The sequence below is a fragment of the Kocuria oceani genome (assembly GCF_029524215.1).
GTDB lineage: Bacteria > Actinomycetota > Actinomycetes > Actinomycetales > Micrococcaceae > Kocuria > Kocuria oceani.
The window spans coordinates 59,699-74,778 of sequence record NZ_JARAMH010000013.1 but is presented as its reverse complement, the minus strand read 5'-3'; the positions used below and the strand labels follow the sequence as shown (position 1 = coordinate 74,778).

Sequence of the window (15,080 nt, the reverse complement as noted above, 5' to 3'; positions counted from 1 at the left end):
TCGTGCCTTTCGTCGGTCCGGTCCCCGGTGGCCGGAGGTCCGTGCTGGGTCCGTGCTGTGTGCGGTGGTGGAGGTCAGAGCTTCTGCGCCAGGCGATAGTAGGCGGAGTTCCAGCGCACCTCGCGCTGGAACTCGCGCAGGGTGGTGGAGTCGTCGATGAGCAGCAGCTCGGTGCCGGTGATCTCGGCGAAGTCGCGGATCACGTCCGCGCCCACCGCGGTGCTGAGCACCGTGTGGTGGGCGGCCCCGGCGGTGAGCCAGGCCGCGGCCGAGGTCGCGAGGTCCGGCTGCGGGCGCCACACCGCCCGGGCCACCGGCAGGTGCGGCAGCGGGGCGTCCGGGGGCACGACGTCGACGGTGTTGGCCGTGAGCCGGAACCGGTCGCGCATGTCGGACATCGCCACGACCACGCCCGGCCCGGCGTCGGTGTCGAACACCAGGCGCACCGGGTCCTCCTTCCCGCCGATGCCCAGCGGGTGCACCTCGAGGGAGGGCCGGGCCGTGGTGAGGGTCGGGCAGATCTCCAGCATGTGGGCGCCGAGGATCTTCTCCTCGCCGGGGACCAGGTGGTAGGTGTAGTCCTCCATCAGGGAGGCGCCCCCGGGCAGCCCGGCGCCCATCACCTTCGCGGCCCGCACCAGCAGCGCCGTCTTCCAGTCGCCCTCCGCGCCGAAGCCGTAGCCGCGGGCCATGAGCCGCTGCACGGCCAGGCCCGGCAGCTGGCGCAGCCCGCCGAGGTCCTCGAAGTTGGTGGTGAAGGCGCCGAAGCCGCCCTCTTCGAGGAACTGGAGCAGCCCGAGCTCCTGCCGGGCCCCGTAGCGCAGGGACTCGTGGCGCTCGCCGCCGCGGCGCAGCTCGGGGGCCACGTCGTAGAGCTCCTCGTACTCGGCGACGAGCTCGTCCACGCGGTCCTCGGCCTGGGCGTCCACCACGGCCACGAGGTCGTTGACCCCCCAGGTGTTCACGGAGACCCCGAACCGCAGCTCGGCCTCCGTCTTGTCTCCCTCGGTGACGGCGACGTTGCGCATGTTGTCCCCGAAGCGGGCGATCCGCAGTCCCTGGACCGCGGCCCGGCCGGCGCAGGCCCGCTGCCAGGCGGCGATCTGACCGGTGACCTCGGAGTTCGAGGCGTGGCCGACCACGGTCTTGCGCGGGACGTCGAGCCGGGTCTGGATGTAGCCGAACTCCCGGTCCCCGTGCGCGGCCTGGTTGAGGTTCATGAAGTCGAAGTCGATCTCGCCCCAGGGCAGCTCGACGTTGATCTGGGTGTGCAGGTGCAGCAGCGGCTTGCGCAGCGTGTCCAGGCCGGTGATCCACATCTTGGCGGGGCTGAAGGTGTGCATCCACGCGATCACGCCGATCACGTTGTCCTCGGCGTTGGCCTCCAGCGCGGTGCGGCGGATCGAGGCGGCGTCCTTGAGGGTGGGCCGCCACACCACGCGCACCGGCAGTCCGGCGTCGTCGAGCATCCCGACGATCGCGCGGGACTGCTCGGCCACCTGGCGGAGCGTCTCCTCGCCGTAGAGGTCCTGGCTGCCGGTGAGGAACCAGACCTCGTAGGGCTCAAGAGTGGTGCTGAGAGGGCTCAAGGGAGTGCGCTCCTGGGGTCGAGGGGGTGGTGGCGGGCTGTTGGCCGTAGACGTTCTGGTACCGGTCGAAGAGGGAGTCCACGTGGCCGGGGTCGATGGGCAGCGGCTCGCCCAGCTGGCGGGACAGGTGCACGGTGCGCGCGACGTCCTCGAGCATGGCGGCGGCCTTGACGGCGTCGCGGGCGTCCTTGCCGATCGTGAAGGGACCGTGGTTGCGCATCAGCACCGCGCGGGAGCGGTGCCCGGAGAGGGTCTCCACGATGCCGCGCCCGATCGAGTCGTCGCCGATGATCGCGAAGGGCCCCACGGGGATCTCACCGCCGAACTCGTCCGCCATGGCCGTGAGGACGCAGGGGACGGGTTCGCCGCGGGCGGCCCACGCCGTGGCGTAGGGCGAGTGGGTGTGCACCACTCCCCCGACCTCGGGCATGTGCCGGTACACGTAGGCGTGGGCGGCGGTGTCGCTGGAGGGCGAGCGCTCCGCGCCCGGGGTGCCGGGCACGGGCCGGCCGTCGAGGTCGCAGAGGATCTGGTTCTCGGGGCCGAGCTCGTCGTAGCTCACGCCGCTGGGCTTGATGACGAAGAGGTCGGTGCCGGGGACCCGCCCGGACACGTTGCCGGCGGTCCACACCACCAGGCCGTAGCGCACCAGCTCGGCGTGCAGGTCGGCGACCTCCTGCCGGGTGCGGGCCACGCGCTCCTCGAGCTCGGGCGTCAGGGTGTTCATGCGGAGACCTCCTGGGTGGATCGGGCCTGGCGGCGCAGCGCCTTGAGCCGGCGCATGACGTCGTTGCCGCCGCGGCCGAAGTGGTCGTGCAGCGCGGTGTACTCGGCGTACAGCGCGGAGTAGGCCTCGGTGCGGGCCGGGTCCGGGGTGTACGCGCCGTGCTCCAGCCGGCCCATCGCCCCGGCGGCGGTCCGGACGTCGGGATAGGCGCCGGCGGCCACGGCCGCGTGGATCGCGGAGCCGAGGGCGGGGCCCTGGTCGCTGCCGATGACGGAGATCGGCATGCCCAGCACGTCCGCGTAGATCTGCATCAGGAACGCGTTCTTGATCAGGCCGCCGGCCGCCACGAACTCGGTGACGGGGATCCCCGAGGCCGCGAACGTCTCGACGATGGTGCGGGTGCCGAACGCGGTGGCCTCCAGCAGCGCCCGGTAGACCTCGTGGGGGCGGGTGGCGAGGGTGAGCCCCACGAGCAGCCCGGAGAGCTCGTGGTCCACGAGCACCGAGCGGTTGCCGGACTGCCAGTCCAGGGCCACGAGCCCGTGGGCGCCCACCGGCTCCCGGCTCGCCTGCTCGGTGAGCAGCTCGTGCACGCTCAGCCCACGGGCGGCGGCCTCCTCGCGGAGGGTGCCGGGCACGAAGTGGGCGGTGAACCAGCCGAAGATGTCCCCCACCCCGGACTGGCCGGCCTCGTAGCCGTAGAGCCCGTCGATGATCCCGCCGTCCACCACGCCGCACATGCCGGGGACTTCCCGCAGGGTGGCCGAGCTCATGACGTGGCAGGTGGAGGTGCCCATGATCGCGACCATCTGCCCCGGGTCGGTGGCCCGGGCGGCCGGGGCGCAGACGTGGGCGTCGACGTTGCCGACGGCCACCGCGATGCCGGCCGGCAGGCCCGTCCACGCGGCCGCCTCGGCGCTGAGCGTGCCGGCCGCGGCGCCGAGGGCGCCGACGGGGTGGTCGACCTTCTCCTCGGCGAAGCCGGCGAAGTCCGGGTTCAGCGCGGCCAGGAACTCCCGGTCCGGGTACTGCCCGTCCTGCAGGATGCCCTTGTAGCCGGCCGAGCAGGCGTTGCGCACGTAGTTGCCGGTCAGCTGCCACACGATCCAGTCCGCGGCCTCCACCCAGTGGTCCATCCGCTGGTAGAGCTCCGGGTCCTCCTCGAGCAGCTGCAGGCCCTTGGCGAACTCCCACTCGCTGGAGATCAGCCCGCCGTAGCGGGGCAGCCAGCGCTCCCCCCGCCGGGCGGCGAGCTCGTTGATGCGGTCGGCCTGGGGCTGGGCGGCGTGGTGGCGCCACAGCTTCACGTAGGCGTGCGGGCGGTCCGCCAGTCCGGGCAGCTCGTTGAGGGGCGTGCCGTCGGCCACCACGGGGACCATGGTGCACGCGGTGAAGTCGGTGCCGATGCCCACCACGGCGGCAGGGTCCACGCCGGCGGCGCGCACCGCCGCGGGCACCGCCTGCCGCAGCACCTCGACGTAGTCGGCGGGCACCTGCAGGGCCCACTCGGGCGGGAGGGGCGCCCCCGTGGCGGCCAGGACGGTGTCCATCACGCCGTGCCGGTACTCGTGCACGGCGGACCCCAGCTCGGCGCCGTCGTGCACCCGCACGACCACGGCCCGCCCGGAGAGGGTGCCGTAGTCGACGCCGACGACGTACGTGGGGGTGGTGCTGCTCTGGCTCACGGTGGACCTCGTTGTCGCTCGAGCCGTTCCGCCCGGACCCGGCGGTCGGTTGCCGCCGGAGCCGAATGTGAACGGTCACATCTGCATGTCCGGGACAACGTACACCGCCATGGAGTGAGGTGCACCACAGTGTCACATAACGGTTTGGTAACGGACGGATCGGGGGGTCAGGCGGGCGGCGGCGCCGTGGAGCGGCGCCGCACGAGCTCGGGCACCACGTCCCCGGCCTGGACGGGGCCGTCGCCGCGCAGCTCCGCCAGGAGCACCGCCACGCAGCGCCGGCCGAGCTCGGGGAAGTCCTGCCGGACGGTCGTCAGCGGCGGCAGGAAGTGCGCCGACTCGGGGACGTCGTCGAAGCCGACCACGCTGATGTCCTCCGGCACGCGCAGCCCGGTCTCCGCGAAGGCGTGCACCAAGCCGAGCGCGATGTGGTCGTTGCCCGAGACCACGCCGGTGAAGTCCCGTCGCTCGCGCAGCACCAGGCCCACGCGGTAGCCGGACTCCGCCGTCCACTCCCCCGCGGTGGCGAGCGCGGGCTCGAGCCCCCAGGCGGCCATCTCCTCGCGGTAGCCCTGGCGCCGGGCGTCGGTCTCGACCCAGCCCTCCGGGCCGGGCACGTGCAGCACCCGCCGGTGGCCCAGCTCGAGCAGGTGCCGGGTGGCCTGCCGGGCGCCGGCCAGCTGGTCCACCGACATCCGGTGGTCCGTGCCGTGCAGGGAGTGCACCGTGACGAAGGGGATCCGGATGGAGAGCTGCTCGATCACCTCCAGGGTGGCCGACTGCGGGGCCAGCAGCACCAGCCCCTCGACCGCGTGGCCCATCAGCCGGTCGAGCGCCGCCTCGATGGAGGCCCGGTCCGCGTGGTCGATGTGCGCGGTGTCCACCACGTAGCCGGCCTCGGTGGCTGCGGTCTGGACCGCCTGCAGGCTCGCGGTGGGCCCGTACTCGGCGCCCGAGGAGACCAGGGCCCCGATGATCCGGGACTCGCTGGTGACCAGGGCCCGCGCGGCCCGGTTGGGCCGGAAGCGCAGCTCCTCCATGGCCTCCAGCACCCGCCGGCGCGTGGAGTCCCGCAGGTTCGGGTGACCGTTGAGCACCCGGGAGACCGTCTGGTGGGAGACCCCGGCCGCCCGTGCCACGTCCCGGATGTTCGGGGCGCGCTGAGGGCGCGCGGCGCGTGCGCCGTCCTCGTCGATCATGGCCGAAACGGTACTCCACGGGTTCGGCCGGGCACATCCGGGACGCCCCCGGCCCCCCGGCGGTGGGGCCGGGGGCGGCGGGGATGCTTGCGCGCGGAGGCCGCCGCACCGCATGGTTGACCCCGGTGCCACCCGATCGGCGGGGCGCCGTCCCCCGCGGAGGCGGAGGACTCCCACCGAACGCGGAACGGACGACACGACGCATGGAACACCGCACACTGGGCCGAACCGGACGCACCGTCTCCACCGTGGGCCTGGGCACCTGGCAGCTGGGCGCCGACTGGGGCGAGGTCGAGCCGGCCGAGGCCACCGCGGTCCTGGAGGCCGCCGTGGAGTCCGGGGTCGACTTCTTCGACACCGCCGACGTCTACGGCGACGGGCGCAGCGAGCAGACGATCGGGGCGTTCCTGCAGGAGCACCCGGAGCTCGACATCACCGTGGCCACGAAGATGGGCCGGCGCGTGGACCAGGTCCCCGAGAACTACGTCCTGGCCCACTTCCGGCAGTGGGTGGACCGCTCCCGCCGGAACCTGGGCACCGACACCCTCGACCTGGTCCAGCTGCACTGCCCGCCCACCCCGGTCTACAGCGACCAGGAGGTCTACGACGCGCTGGACACCCTCGTGGAGGAGGGGTCGATCCGCCACTACGGCGTCAGCGTGGAGCGCACCGACGAGGCCCTGGCCGCGATCGCGCGCGGGAACACCGCCACGGTGCAGATCATCCTCAACGCCTTCCGGCTCAAGCCACTGGACGCCGTGCTGCCGGCGGCGCGGGAGGCCGGCGTCGGGATCATCGCCCGGGTGCCCCTGGCCTCGGGCCTGCTCTCCGGGAAGTACACGAAGGACACCCGGTTCGCGGAGGACGACCACCGCAACTACAACCGCACCGGCAGCGCCTTCGACGTCGGCGAGACGTTCTCCGGGGTCGACTTCGAGCGCGGCCTCGAGGCGGTCCGGGAGTTCTCCGAGCTGCTGCCGGAGGGCACCCCCACCGCCCAGGCCGCCCTCGCCTGGGTGATCGCCCAGGAGGGCGTCAGCACGGTGATCCCGGGGGCGCGCAGCGTGGAGCAGGCCCGCGCCAACGCCTCGGCCGCGGACACCGGGTCCCTGGGCCGTGACCTCGACGAGGGGGTCCGCCGGATCTACGACGCCTACTTCCGCGAGAGCGTCCACCCCCGCTGGTGAGCGGGCCCGTCGTCGTGGTGCCCGGCCCCGGGGACGCGGCGGGACCGGCTGCGGCCCCGGGATAGCGTGGGCGGATGGGCTGGCACATCGGCACCTCCTCGACGGCGGGTGAGGACGCCGGCGGCGCCGGGGAACGACGGATCGCCGTCCTCCCCTCGGTGCCCGGCCCCGCATGGAGGTCCCGGCGCTATCCCACCGCCTGCGGCTCGGCCGCGAGCTCGGATCGGAGGGCCGCCACGAAGGCGTCGACGTCCCCGGCCGTGGTGTCGAAGCTGCACACCCAGCGCACCTCGCCCGTCGCGGCGTCCCAGTCGTAGAACCGGAAGCGCCGCCGGAGGCGGTCGGCGACGCCGCCGGGCAGGACGGCGAAGACGGCGTTCACCTGGGTCGGCTGGGTGAAGGCGACACCGGGCATCGACCCGTCGGCGGCGCCCGCCTCGATGCCGTCGCGCAGGCGCCGGGCCATCGCGTTCGCGTGACCGGCGGTGCGCAGGTACAGGTCCCCGTCCAGGAGCGCCAGCAGCTGGGCCGAGACGAACCGCATCTTCGACGCGAGCTGCATCTGGTGCTTGCGCAGATGGACCAGCCCCTGGGACGCGGCCCGGTTCAGGACCACCACCGCCTCGGCGCCCAGCGCCCCGTTCTTGGTGCCGCCGAGGTTGAGCACGTCGACGCCGGCGTCGGTGGTGAAGGCGCGCAGGGGTAGGCCGAGGGCGGCCGCCGCGTTCGAGAGCCGCGCCCCGTCCAGGTGGACGGACATGCCGTGAGCGTGCGCGTGGTCCGTGACGGCGCGGATCTCGTCCGGCGTGTACAGGGTGCCGAGCTCGGTGGACTGGGTGAGGTGGACCACGAGCGGCTGGGCGCGGTGCTCGTCCCCCCAGCCCCAGGCCTCCGCGGCGATCCGTTCGGGCGTGAGCTTGCCGTCGGCCGCGGGGACGGGCAGGAGCTTGATGCCGGCGGACTTCTCGGGGGCGCCGCCCTCGTCGACGTGGATGTGCGCCGTGTCCGCGCAGATCACGGCGCCCCAGCGCGGGAGCATCGACTGGAGGCCGACGACGTTGGCGCCCGTGCCGTTGAACACCGGCCACACCGACGCGCCCTCGCCGAAGTGCCGCACGATCACGTCCTGCAGGCGTGCCGTGTACTCGTCCTCGCCGTAGGCGGCCTGGTGGCCGCCGTTGGCCTCGGCCAGGGCGTCGAGCACCTCCGGGTGGACCCCGGAGTAGTTGTCGGAGGCGAATCCCCGCAGCTCCGTGTCGTGCAGCCTCGTCATGGGGTGCGTCGTCCTTCCTGGTCGAGTTCGATCGTGGAGTCGTTCAGTGCCGCGGCCTCGGCGCCCCACAGCCCGGCACAGGCCGTGGCGAGGCGCTCCTCCAGGCCGGCCAGGGCCCGCACCCGGAAGATCACGGCCGCGGCCCGCAGCGGGGTGCCGGCCTCGCGGGCGGACCTCGCGTACCCCTGGGCCACCGCCCGGGTCCACGCCTCGCCGGCGGCCTTGACCGCGGCGTAGTTGGCGCCGCCCGCCAGCGGACGGGCGACCGCGGTCGAGGACACGATCGCCAGCCGGCCCGCCGATGAGGCCCGCAGGTCCTCGTCGAAGGCGCGGCTCAGGTGCCGCAGCGCGGAGAACGAGGGCTCGAGCGCCCGGTAGTCGTCCTCCGTCTGCCCGGCCAGCCCGCCGCCGCCGCGCCAGCCGCCGACGAGGTGCAGGAGCCCGTCGATCGGCACACGGTCGTGGCGCAGCCGGCGGGCGAGCGCGAGCACCGCGGGCTCGTCCGCGAGGTCCAGCGCGTCCACGCGGGCTCCTTGGGCTGCGAGCGGCGCGAGCTTCTCGGCGCTGCGGCCCGTGGCGACGACGCGGGCCCCGGCGGCGGTCAGGACGCGGGTCGCCGCCAGCCCGGAGGCGCTGGTCGCGCCGGCGATCAGCACGGTGCGGCCGCTCAGGTCTGTCAGGTCGGTCATCGCTCAGCCGTCCGAGGCGCGGATGCCGGTCGTCGAGGCGATGACGGCTCGCATCCTCTTCTCGAGCGCCTCGAAGAACATCGAGAGGGGGAACTCGTCGTCCAGCACCAGGTCCGTGTACCCCTTCGGTGGTCCGGCGAGGACCTCGCGCGGGAGCCCCTGCGCCCACGCCGAGGCGGGGTGCGGGGTGACCACGGAGGCGACGAGCTCGTAGGCCTTCAGCCAGTGCACCGTCTTCGGCCGGTCGATCGACTCCCAGTACAGCCGGTCGATGGCGTCGCCGAGCCCGACCACCGCGTCGGCGACCCGGTCCCAGTCGATGCTGAGCTCGACGTCGCGCCACTGCAGCACGTGCCGGCGGTGGAGCCAGGCGAACAGCAGCTGCCCGCCCAGCCCGTCGTAGTTGCGGACCCGCGACCCGGTGACGGCGAAGCGGAAGATCCTGTCGAAGATCACCGCGTACTGCACGAGCCCGGCGTGCCGGCGGGTCTGCTCCTCGAGCCCGGTGAGCTCCTCGCCGGCCGCCGCGCGCGCCGTGAGCGCGCGCTCGATGGTGAGCGACTCGCGGAACGCCGTGAGGTCGCAGCGCAGCTCCTCCAGGGAGTACAGGAAGAACGGCATGCGCTGCTTGATCATGAAGGGGTCGAACGGCAGGTCGCCGCGCATGTGCGTGCGGTCGTGGATCATGTCCCACATCACGAAGGTCTTCTCGGCCAGGTCCTGGTCGGCGAGCAGCGCCGCGGCCTCGTCGGGCAGGTCCAGCTGGGTGATGCCGGCGGCCGCGGTGACCACACGGCGGTAGCGCGCCGCCTCGCGGTCCTGGAAGATGGCGCCCCAGGTGAACCGCGGGGTCTCCCGCACGGCGACCGTCTCGGGGAACAGCACCGCCGAGTTCGTGTCGTAGCCCGGGGTGAAGTCGATCAGCCGCAGGGACACGAACAGCTCGTTGTCGTAGTCCCCGGCCTCGAGCGCAGCGATGAACTCGGGCCAGATCACCTCGACGATCAGGGCCTCGACGTACCGGTGCGCCGACCCGTTCTGGGTGCACATCGGGAACACGACGAGGTGCCGGAGGCCGTCGACCCGGTGCCGCTGCGGCTGGAACTCGACCAGGGAGTCCAGGAAGTCCGGCGCCCCGAACCCCCCGTCCGCCCAGCGGGCGAAGTCGGCCGGCAGGGCCGTCAGGTACGCCGCGTCGTGCGGGAACAGCGGAGCCAGGTCCGCGACCGACGCCACGATCCGCCCGACGAGCTCGCGCGCCGCCGGGTGGTCGGAGGCCTCCGGAATCGATCCGTCCGCGATCTGCAGCGCCTGCAGGTCCGTGGCCGCCGCTCTGAGCCGCAGCCACGCGGGGTTCGACTCCACGGAGCAGGCGTCCTCCACGACCTCAGGCTCTCCGATGACGGCCGGCACGGTCTGCAGTGACGTGGACATGAAAACCCTCCCATCCGGGAAATCGACGGAAATTCTACGGTGACACCGCTCACATGCAGGAAGATTCACACGCACCGGGGGGACTGTCAACCCTCGCGCCCCGAGCAGCTGATACCGTTCGGCCCATGGACGACCCTGTCGACGTACGCCTGGCCACCGAGGTGTCCCACGACCCGCGCGCCACCCTCGCCCAGCTGTCCGAACGGGTCGGCCTCTCCGCCTCGGCCGTGCAGGCTCGCCTGCGCAAGCTCGAGAGCAGCGGTGTGATCGTCGGCTATCAGGCGATCCTCGACCCCGAGGCCGTCGGCAGGCCGCTGTCGGCGTTCATCGAGATCACCCCGCTCGATCCCCGGCAGCCCGACAACGCCCCCGAGCTGCTCCAGCCACTCACGGCGATCGAGGCCTGCCACTCGGTGGCCGGGGACGCCGCCTACATGCTGTTCGTCCGGGTGGGCTCGCCCAGGGAGCTCGAGGCGCTCGTCAACGAGGTCCGCCACACGGCCTCCGTCAACACCCGCACCACAGTGGTGCTGCAGACCTTCTACGAGCACCGGCCGATGCTCCCCGCCGCCGGGGCCTGAGGCCGGCACCGACACCGGCCCCCGCGAGGAGCCCGGACCGACCGGAGGCGCCGCCCGGAACCCGCCCGGACGGCGCCTCGCCCCGCCTCCGCGGCGGGCAGCCTGCACAGATCAGGAGCTCAGGAGATCTGCAGCCCGCCGTTGATGTCGTAGGTCGCCGCGGTGATGTACCCGGCGTCCTCGCCGACGAGGAAGGCGAGCAGTGCGGCCATGTCCCGCACGGTGCCCACGCGGCCCACGAGGATGTCCTCGGCCATGCCCGCCTTCCGCTCCTCGCTCAGCGTGCCGCCCATGATGTCGGTGTCCACGGGGCCGGGGGCGATGCAGTTCACCGTGATCCCGTACTCGCCCATCTCGCGCGCCACCGCCCGGGTGAAGCCGATGATCGCGGCCTTGGAGGCGCTGTAGGCGGACTTGGAGTAGGTGCCGCCCCCACGCTGGGCGGAGATCGAGGAGATGCTGACCACCCGGCCCAGCTTCCGCTCGATCATCCCGGCCAGGATCCGCTGGGTCACCAGGAACGTGCCGGTCATGTTGATCGCGAAGACCCGGTCCCAGGTCTCGCGGGTCTCGTCCATGAAGTCGGTGGGCGAGCTGATCCCGGCGCAGTTCACGAGGGCCACGGTCGCGGGCAGCTCGGCCTCCACCCGGGCCACGGCCTCGTGCACGGAGGTCTCGTCCGACACGTCGGTGCGCAGCCCGAGCGCCGGCACGCCGTGCCGGTCGGCGATGTCCCGGGCTGCCTCGGCGGCCGCGTCGCCGTCGATGTCCAGGATGGCCACGCTCCAGCCCTGGCTCGCGAGCAGGTCCGCGGTGGCGCGGCCGATGCCCCGCTCGGAGGCGGCGCCGGTGAGCACGGCGGTGCGCTGGGCGGGGAAGGCAGGGGTCTCGGTCATGTCAGTCATCTCCTGTGCTGTGGTGGTCGAGCGGGTTCGGGGTCGGGTGGTCGCGTGCGGGGGCGGCCGGGCGGCCGATGTAGTGCTCGTAGTCCTCGTAGGTCTGGTCCAGGTGCTCCTCCATCGCCGTGCGGGCGGCCGCGGGTTCGCGGGAGGCGATGGCCGCCAGGACCAGCCGGTGGTGCCGGATGGCGTGGCGCTGGACCTCCGGGAAGGCCGAGGTGGCCCGCCGCTCGGTGTAGAGCAGCTGGGAGAGCTGGCCCAGCAGCACGGGCACGAACGGGTTGCCGGAGGCGCGCAGCACGGCGTCGTGGAAGGCCATGTCCGCGGCGGTCACGGCCTCGAGGTCCTGCGCGGCGTGGGCCCGCTCCAGCTCCTGGACGGCGGACTCCATAGCGGCGAGGTCCGCGTCGGTCACGTGCTGGGCGGCCAGCTCCGCCGATCCGGTCTCCACCATGCGCCGGACCTCCAGCAGCCGCAGGGCCACCTGGTTCGAGGCCACGCCGCGGGAGGCCGCCTTCAGGATGGCCTCCAGGCCGGTCCACGCGTCCGGCGGGTTGACGAAGGTCCCGAGCCCGCGACGGACCTGGACGATGTTCTGCGCCTGCAGGGCCTTGAGCGCCTCCCGGACGGTGAGCCGGCTGACCTCCTGCTCCCTCGCGATCTGCGCCTCCGGCGGCAGGGCCTCGTGCGGTGCGATCTCGCCGCGCAGGATGCGCTCGAGCAGCTCCTCCGCGACCGACTCGACCAGCGACTTCCTAGCCATCGGCACGCCACCCCGGCCTGCGGGGGTCGGTCCGGCGGCCGGTGGTGCCGTCGCCGAGGACGAACGTTGGAGAAGTCACAGCAGCCCTGCCCCCTTGTCAGATGTCTTATCTGTGATTAGCCTCACATGAACCGTTCCGCCCGTCAATTCCCCGGCACCGGGCACCGCCGCCCGGGCGCCGCGCGTCCTCCACCGTCCGCAAGGAGCTGCATCACCGTGGATCTCCAACTCCTCCTGGCCCTGGTCCTGGGCATCGCCACCATCATCGTCCTGGTGCTGCGCACCCGCCTGGACGCCTTCGTGGCCCTCCTCATCGCCGCGCTCGTCACGGGTCTGGTCGCGGGCCAGCCCGTGCTCGAGATCGTCGACGCCATCACCACCGGATTCGGCAACACCCTGGCCTCCATCGGGATCGTGATCGGCCTCGGGGTGGGCATCGGCAAGATCCTCGAGGTCTCGGGGGCCGCCAACGCCCTGGCGCTGGCCTTCCTGCGCGTCTTCGGCCACGGCCGCGAGCCCTGGGCGATGGGCAGCGTGGGCGCGCTGGTCTCCATCCCGGTGTTCTGCGACTCCGGCTACGTGATCATGAACCCGCTGGCCCGCTCGATCGCCCGGGTGAAGCGCGCCGGCTACGTGACGCTCGCCCTGGCCCTGGGCTGCGGCATGACCCTGACCCACCACCTCGTGCCGCCGACCCCGGGCCCGCTGGCCGTGGCCGGCATCCTCGGGGCGGACCTCGGCACGCTCATCCTGGGCGGCCTGGTCTTCACCGTGCTCCTACTGCCCGTGGTGGTCCTCTACGCGCGCTGGATCGGCCCCCAGCTCGAGCCCCGGGTCGAGGAGCACGTGCGCGAGGCCGTCTACGGCACGGTGGCCACCGCCGGCGTGGGCGGGTCCGCCGCCGCCGGGACGGGCTCCTCGGGCGCCGGCACCTCGGACGCCGGGCTCCGGGACGGGCTGGACGAGGAGGCCCGGCAGCCGGTCACCGCCGATCCCGCCGTCGACCTCGGCGAGCCGCCGGCCGGGGCGAAGCCGCACCGGGTGGGCGCGTTCGTGGCGTCCCTGCCGCTGCTCATCCCCCTGGCCCTGATCATCCTCAACACCGTCACGGGAGCCATCGACCAGAACGCCCAGGGCGTCATCGGCGGCGACGAGTACGAGCCCTCCGCCTGGGCCGTCCCGTTCGCGTTCATCGGCAATCCCGTCGTGGCGCTGATCATCGGCATGGTGCTGGCCCTCTACGTCCTGCTGCCCCGGTGGACGCCGCGCAACAAGGCGCACGGCTGGTTCGCCGAGGCCGCGGCCTCGGCCGGGCTCATCCTGCTCATCACGGGTGCCGGCGGCGCGCTGGGCCAGGTGCTGCGCAGCTCCGGGGTGGGCGACGCCCTCGCCGAGGCCATCGCCGCGACCCCGCTGCCCGCCTTCCTGGTGCCGTTCCTGATCGCCACGCTGGTGCGCATCGCCCAGGGGTCCGGGACGGTCGCCATGATCACCGCGGCCTCCGTGTCGGCGCCGCTGGTCGGCACCCTGGGCATCGACCCCGTCGTCGCCGCCCTGGCGTGCACCGCCGGGTCCATGGTCTTCAGCTACTTCAACGACTCCTACTTCTGGGTGGTCACCCGCTTCACAGGTCTGCAGGGCACGGACGCCCTGCGCGGCTGGTCCGGTATCACCACCGCGGTGTGGGCCGGGTCCATCCCGCTGCTGTTCGTGGCGAACCTGATCCTCAGCTGATCCGCACGGACCCCGCAGGGGCGGCGCGCCGGGAGCGCGCCGCCCCGTACGCTGTCCTGAGATCCCCGCCTCCCGTTCCGAAAGGACGCACCGTGCTCACCGACGCTTCACCGGCCACCGCCCGGCGGGCCCGCCGGGGCCTCGGCTTCCTCGGCGTGCTGCTGATCGGGGTGAACCTGCGGGTGGGCTTCGTGACCGTGGGCCCGCTGCTCGAGGAGATCAGCCGCGACCTGGGCATCTCCGCCGGGCAGGCCGGGCTCCTGACCGGCCTGCCGCTGGCCATGTTCGCGCTGTTCTCCCCGGTGGCGCCCGCGGTGGCGGCCCGGACGGGCCTGGACCGGGCGCTGTGGCTGTCCCTGCTGCTGCTCACGGCCGGGATCGTCGGCCGTTCCGCGCCGGTGCCCGGCGCCGTGTGGCTCGGCACCGCCCTGGTGGGCATCGGCATCGCGTTCCTCAACGTGCTGCTGCCCTCGCTGGTGAAGCGGGAGTTCCCGCAGCGGGTGAGCCAGGTGACCGGGCTCTACACCTCGATCCAGGGCGCGGTCGCGGCGGCCGGCTCCGCCCTGGTGGTGCCCATCGCCCACGCCGGGACGGGCGGGTGGCGCCTGGCCCTGGCGGTGTGGGCGGTGCTCGCCGCGCTCGCGCTGCTGCTCCTGCTCCCGTGGCTGCGGCAGCGGCCCGCCGCCGCCGGCCCGCACGGGACGGCAGCGGACCGCTTCCGCTCGCCCTGGCGCTCTGCCCTGGGCTGGCAGGTCACCCTGTTCATGGGTCTGCAGTCGGTGGCGTTCTACGTCTACATGGCCTGGCTGCCCAGCATCGAGCGCAGCCACGGCGTCTCGGCGACCACCGCCGGCACGCACATGGCCCTGTTCCTGCTGGTCGGCATGGCGGCCAGCCTCAGCTCCGGGGCGCTGATGCACCGGTTCGGCGACCAGCGGGCCGTGGCGTTCGGCGGGGCCCTGCTGGCGCTGGTCTCCTACGCGGGCCTGGCCGCCGCCCCGGGCCTGGTGCTGCTGTGGGTGGTGCTCGGGGCCGCCGGCTGCGGCAGCCTCATCGTCGTGGCCCTGTCCCTGTTCAGCCTGCGCTCGAGCGGCCATCAGCAGGCCGCGGCGCTGTCCGGGATGGCCCAGTCCGTGGGCTACGGGCTGGCCGCGGTCGGACCCGCCGTCTTCGGCGCCCTGTACGACGCCGGTGGGCGCTGGGAGCCGCCGCTGCTGATCATGGCGGGCCTGATGGTGGTGCTGTGCGGCGTCGCGCTGCTCGTGGGCCGGGACCGCGTCATCGCTCCGCCGGCCTGAGGCGCGGCCGGACAGCGCAGCG

General features: G+C 73.4%; 13 protein-coding genes. 4 read left to right on the top strand and 9 right to left on the bottom strand.

Annotated features, from left to right (window positions below):
* Positions 1-74 precede the first annotated feature (74 nt).
* The 4 genes from araA to PU704_RS14175 all read right to left on the bottom strand — a co-directional run bounded on the left by araA (position 75) and on the right by PU704_RS14175 (position 5,200).
* The gene (gene araA / locus PU704_RS14190) at positions 75-1,589 is read right to left on the bottom strand and encodes an L-arabinose isomerase (protein WP_277551784.1); all 1,515 of its coding nucleotides are present in this window, start codon (positions 1,587-1,589) and stop codon (positions 75-77) included.
* Positions 1,564-2,316 (bottom strand): L-ribulose-5-phosphate 4-epimerase, encoded by a 753-nt coding sequence (locus tag PU704_RS14185; protein WP_047803584.1) that lies wholly within the window; start codon positions 2,314-2,316, stop codon positions 1,564-1,566. The genes araA and PU704_RS14185 overlap by 26 nt, the downstream gene beginning before the upstream one ends.
* Positions 2,313-4,001, bottom strand: a complete 1,689-nt coding sequence (gene araB / locus PU704_RS14180) for a ribulokinase (RefSeq protein WP_277551783.1) — start codon at positions 3,999-4,001, stop codon at positions 2,313-2,315. Before araB ends, PU704_RS14185 begins: the two co-directional genes overlap by 4 nt.
* A 167-nt stretch (positions 4,002-4,168) precedes the next feature.
* The gene (locus PU704_RS14175) at positions 4,169-5,200 is read right to left on the bottom strand and encodes a LacI family DNA-binding transcriptional regulator (RefSeq protein WP_277551782.1); all 1,032 of its coding nucleotides are present in this window, start codon (positions 5,198-5,200) and stop codon (positions 4,169-4,171) included.
* 203 nt (positions 5,201-5,403) lie between these two features.
* Here PU704_RS14175 and PU704_RS14170 point away from each other — a divergent pair, with 203 nt between their 5' ends.
* Positions 5,404-6,387 (top strand): aldo/keto reductase, encoded by a 984-nt coding sequence (locus tag PU704_RS14170; RefSeq protein ID WP_047803587.1) that lies wholly within the window; start codon positions 5,404-5,406, stop codon positions 6,385-6,387.
* A 187-nt stretch (positions 6,388-6,574) separates the two neighbouring features.
* On the opposite strand, the gene PU704_RS14165 is transcribed toward PU704_RS14170, so the two are convergent.
* From PU704_RS14165 to PU704_RS14155, 3 genes are read right to left on the bottom strand one after another with little or no spacing between them, the layout of a single operon-like run.
* Complete coding sequence (locus tag PU704_RS14165) at positions 6,575-7,660, bottom strand: threonine aldolase family protein (protein ID WP_277551781.1); 1,086 nt, start codon at positions 7,658-7,660, stop codon at positions 6,575-6,577.
* Positions 7,657-8,349 carry an SDR family NAD(P)-dependent oxidoreductase gene (locus tag PU704_RS14160; RefSeq protein WP_047803589.1) on the bottom strand — a complete coding sequence of 231 codons (693 nt, stop codon included), beginning with the start codon at positions 8,347-8,349 and terminating at the stop codon, positions 7,657-7,659. The genes PU704_RS14165 and PU704_RS14160 overlap by 4 nt, the downstream gene beginning before the upstream one ends.
* Positions 8,350-8,352: 3 nt before the next feature.
* On the bottom strand, positions 8,353-9,783 hold the full coding sequence (locus PU704_RS14155) for a DUF6421 family protein (RefSeq protein WP_277551780.1): 1,431 nt from the start codon (positions 9,781-9,783) through the stop codon (positions 8,353-8,355).
* Between the two features lie 125 nt (positions 9,784-9,908).
* Between PU704_RS14155 and PU704_RS14150 the strand changes: the two genes are divergently transcribed.
* Entirely contained in the window at positions 9,909-10,364 is a 456-nt protein-coding gene (locus tag PU704_RS14150) for an Lrp/AsnC family transcriptional regulator (protein ID WP_075871492.1), read from the top strand.
* A gap of 119 nt (positions 10,365-10,483) precedes the next feature.
* On the opposite strand, the gene PU704_RS14145 is transcribed toward PU704_RS14150, so the two are convergent.
* The gene (locus PU704_RS14145; protein WP_277551779.1) at positions 10,484-11,260 is read right to left on the bottom strand and encodes an SDR family NAD(P)-dependent oxidoreductase; all 777 of its coding nucleotides are present in this window, start codon (positions 11,258-11,260) and stop codon (positions 10,484-10,486) included.
* A 1-nt stretch (position 11,261) separates the two neighbouring features.
* A complete protein-coding gene (locus PU704_RS14140; protein ID WP_277551778.1) occupies positions 11,262-12,026 on the bottom strand; it encodes a FadR/GntR family transcriptional regulator in 765 nt (254 codons plus the stop codon).
* Positions 12,027-12,242: 216 nt separating this feature from the next.
* Between PU704_RS14140 and PU704_RS14135 the strand changes: the two genes are divergently transcribed.
* Both PU704_RS14135 and PU704_RS14130 read left to right on the top strand, forming a co-directional pair.
* Positions 12,243-13,760, top strand: a complete 1,518-nt coding sequence (locus tag PU704_RS14135; RefSeq protein WP_075871490.1) for a GntP family permease — start codon at positions 12,243-12,245, stop codon at positions 13,758-13,760.
* Between the two features lie 92 nt (positions 13,761-13,852).
* Positions 13,853-15,058 (top strand): MFS transporter, encoded by a 1,206-nt coding sequence (locus PU704_RS14130; RefSeq protein WP_047803595.1) that lies wholly within the window; start codon positions 13,853-13,855, stop codon positions 15,056-15,058.
* Positions 15,059-15,080 lie beyond the last annotated feature (22 nt).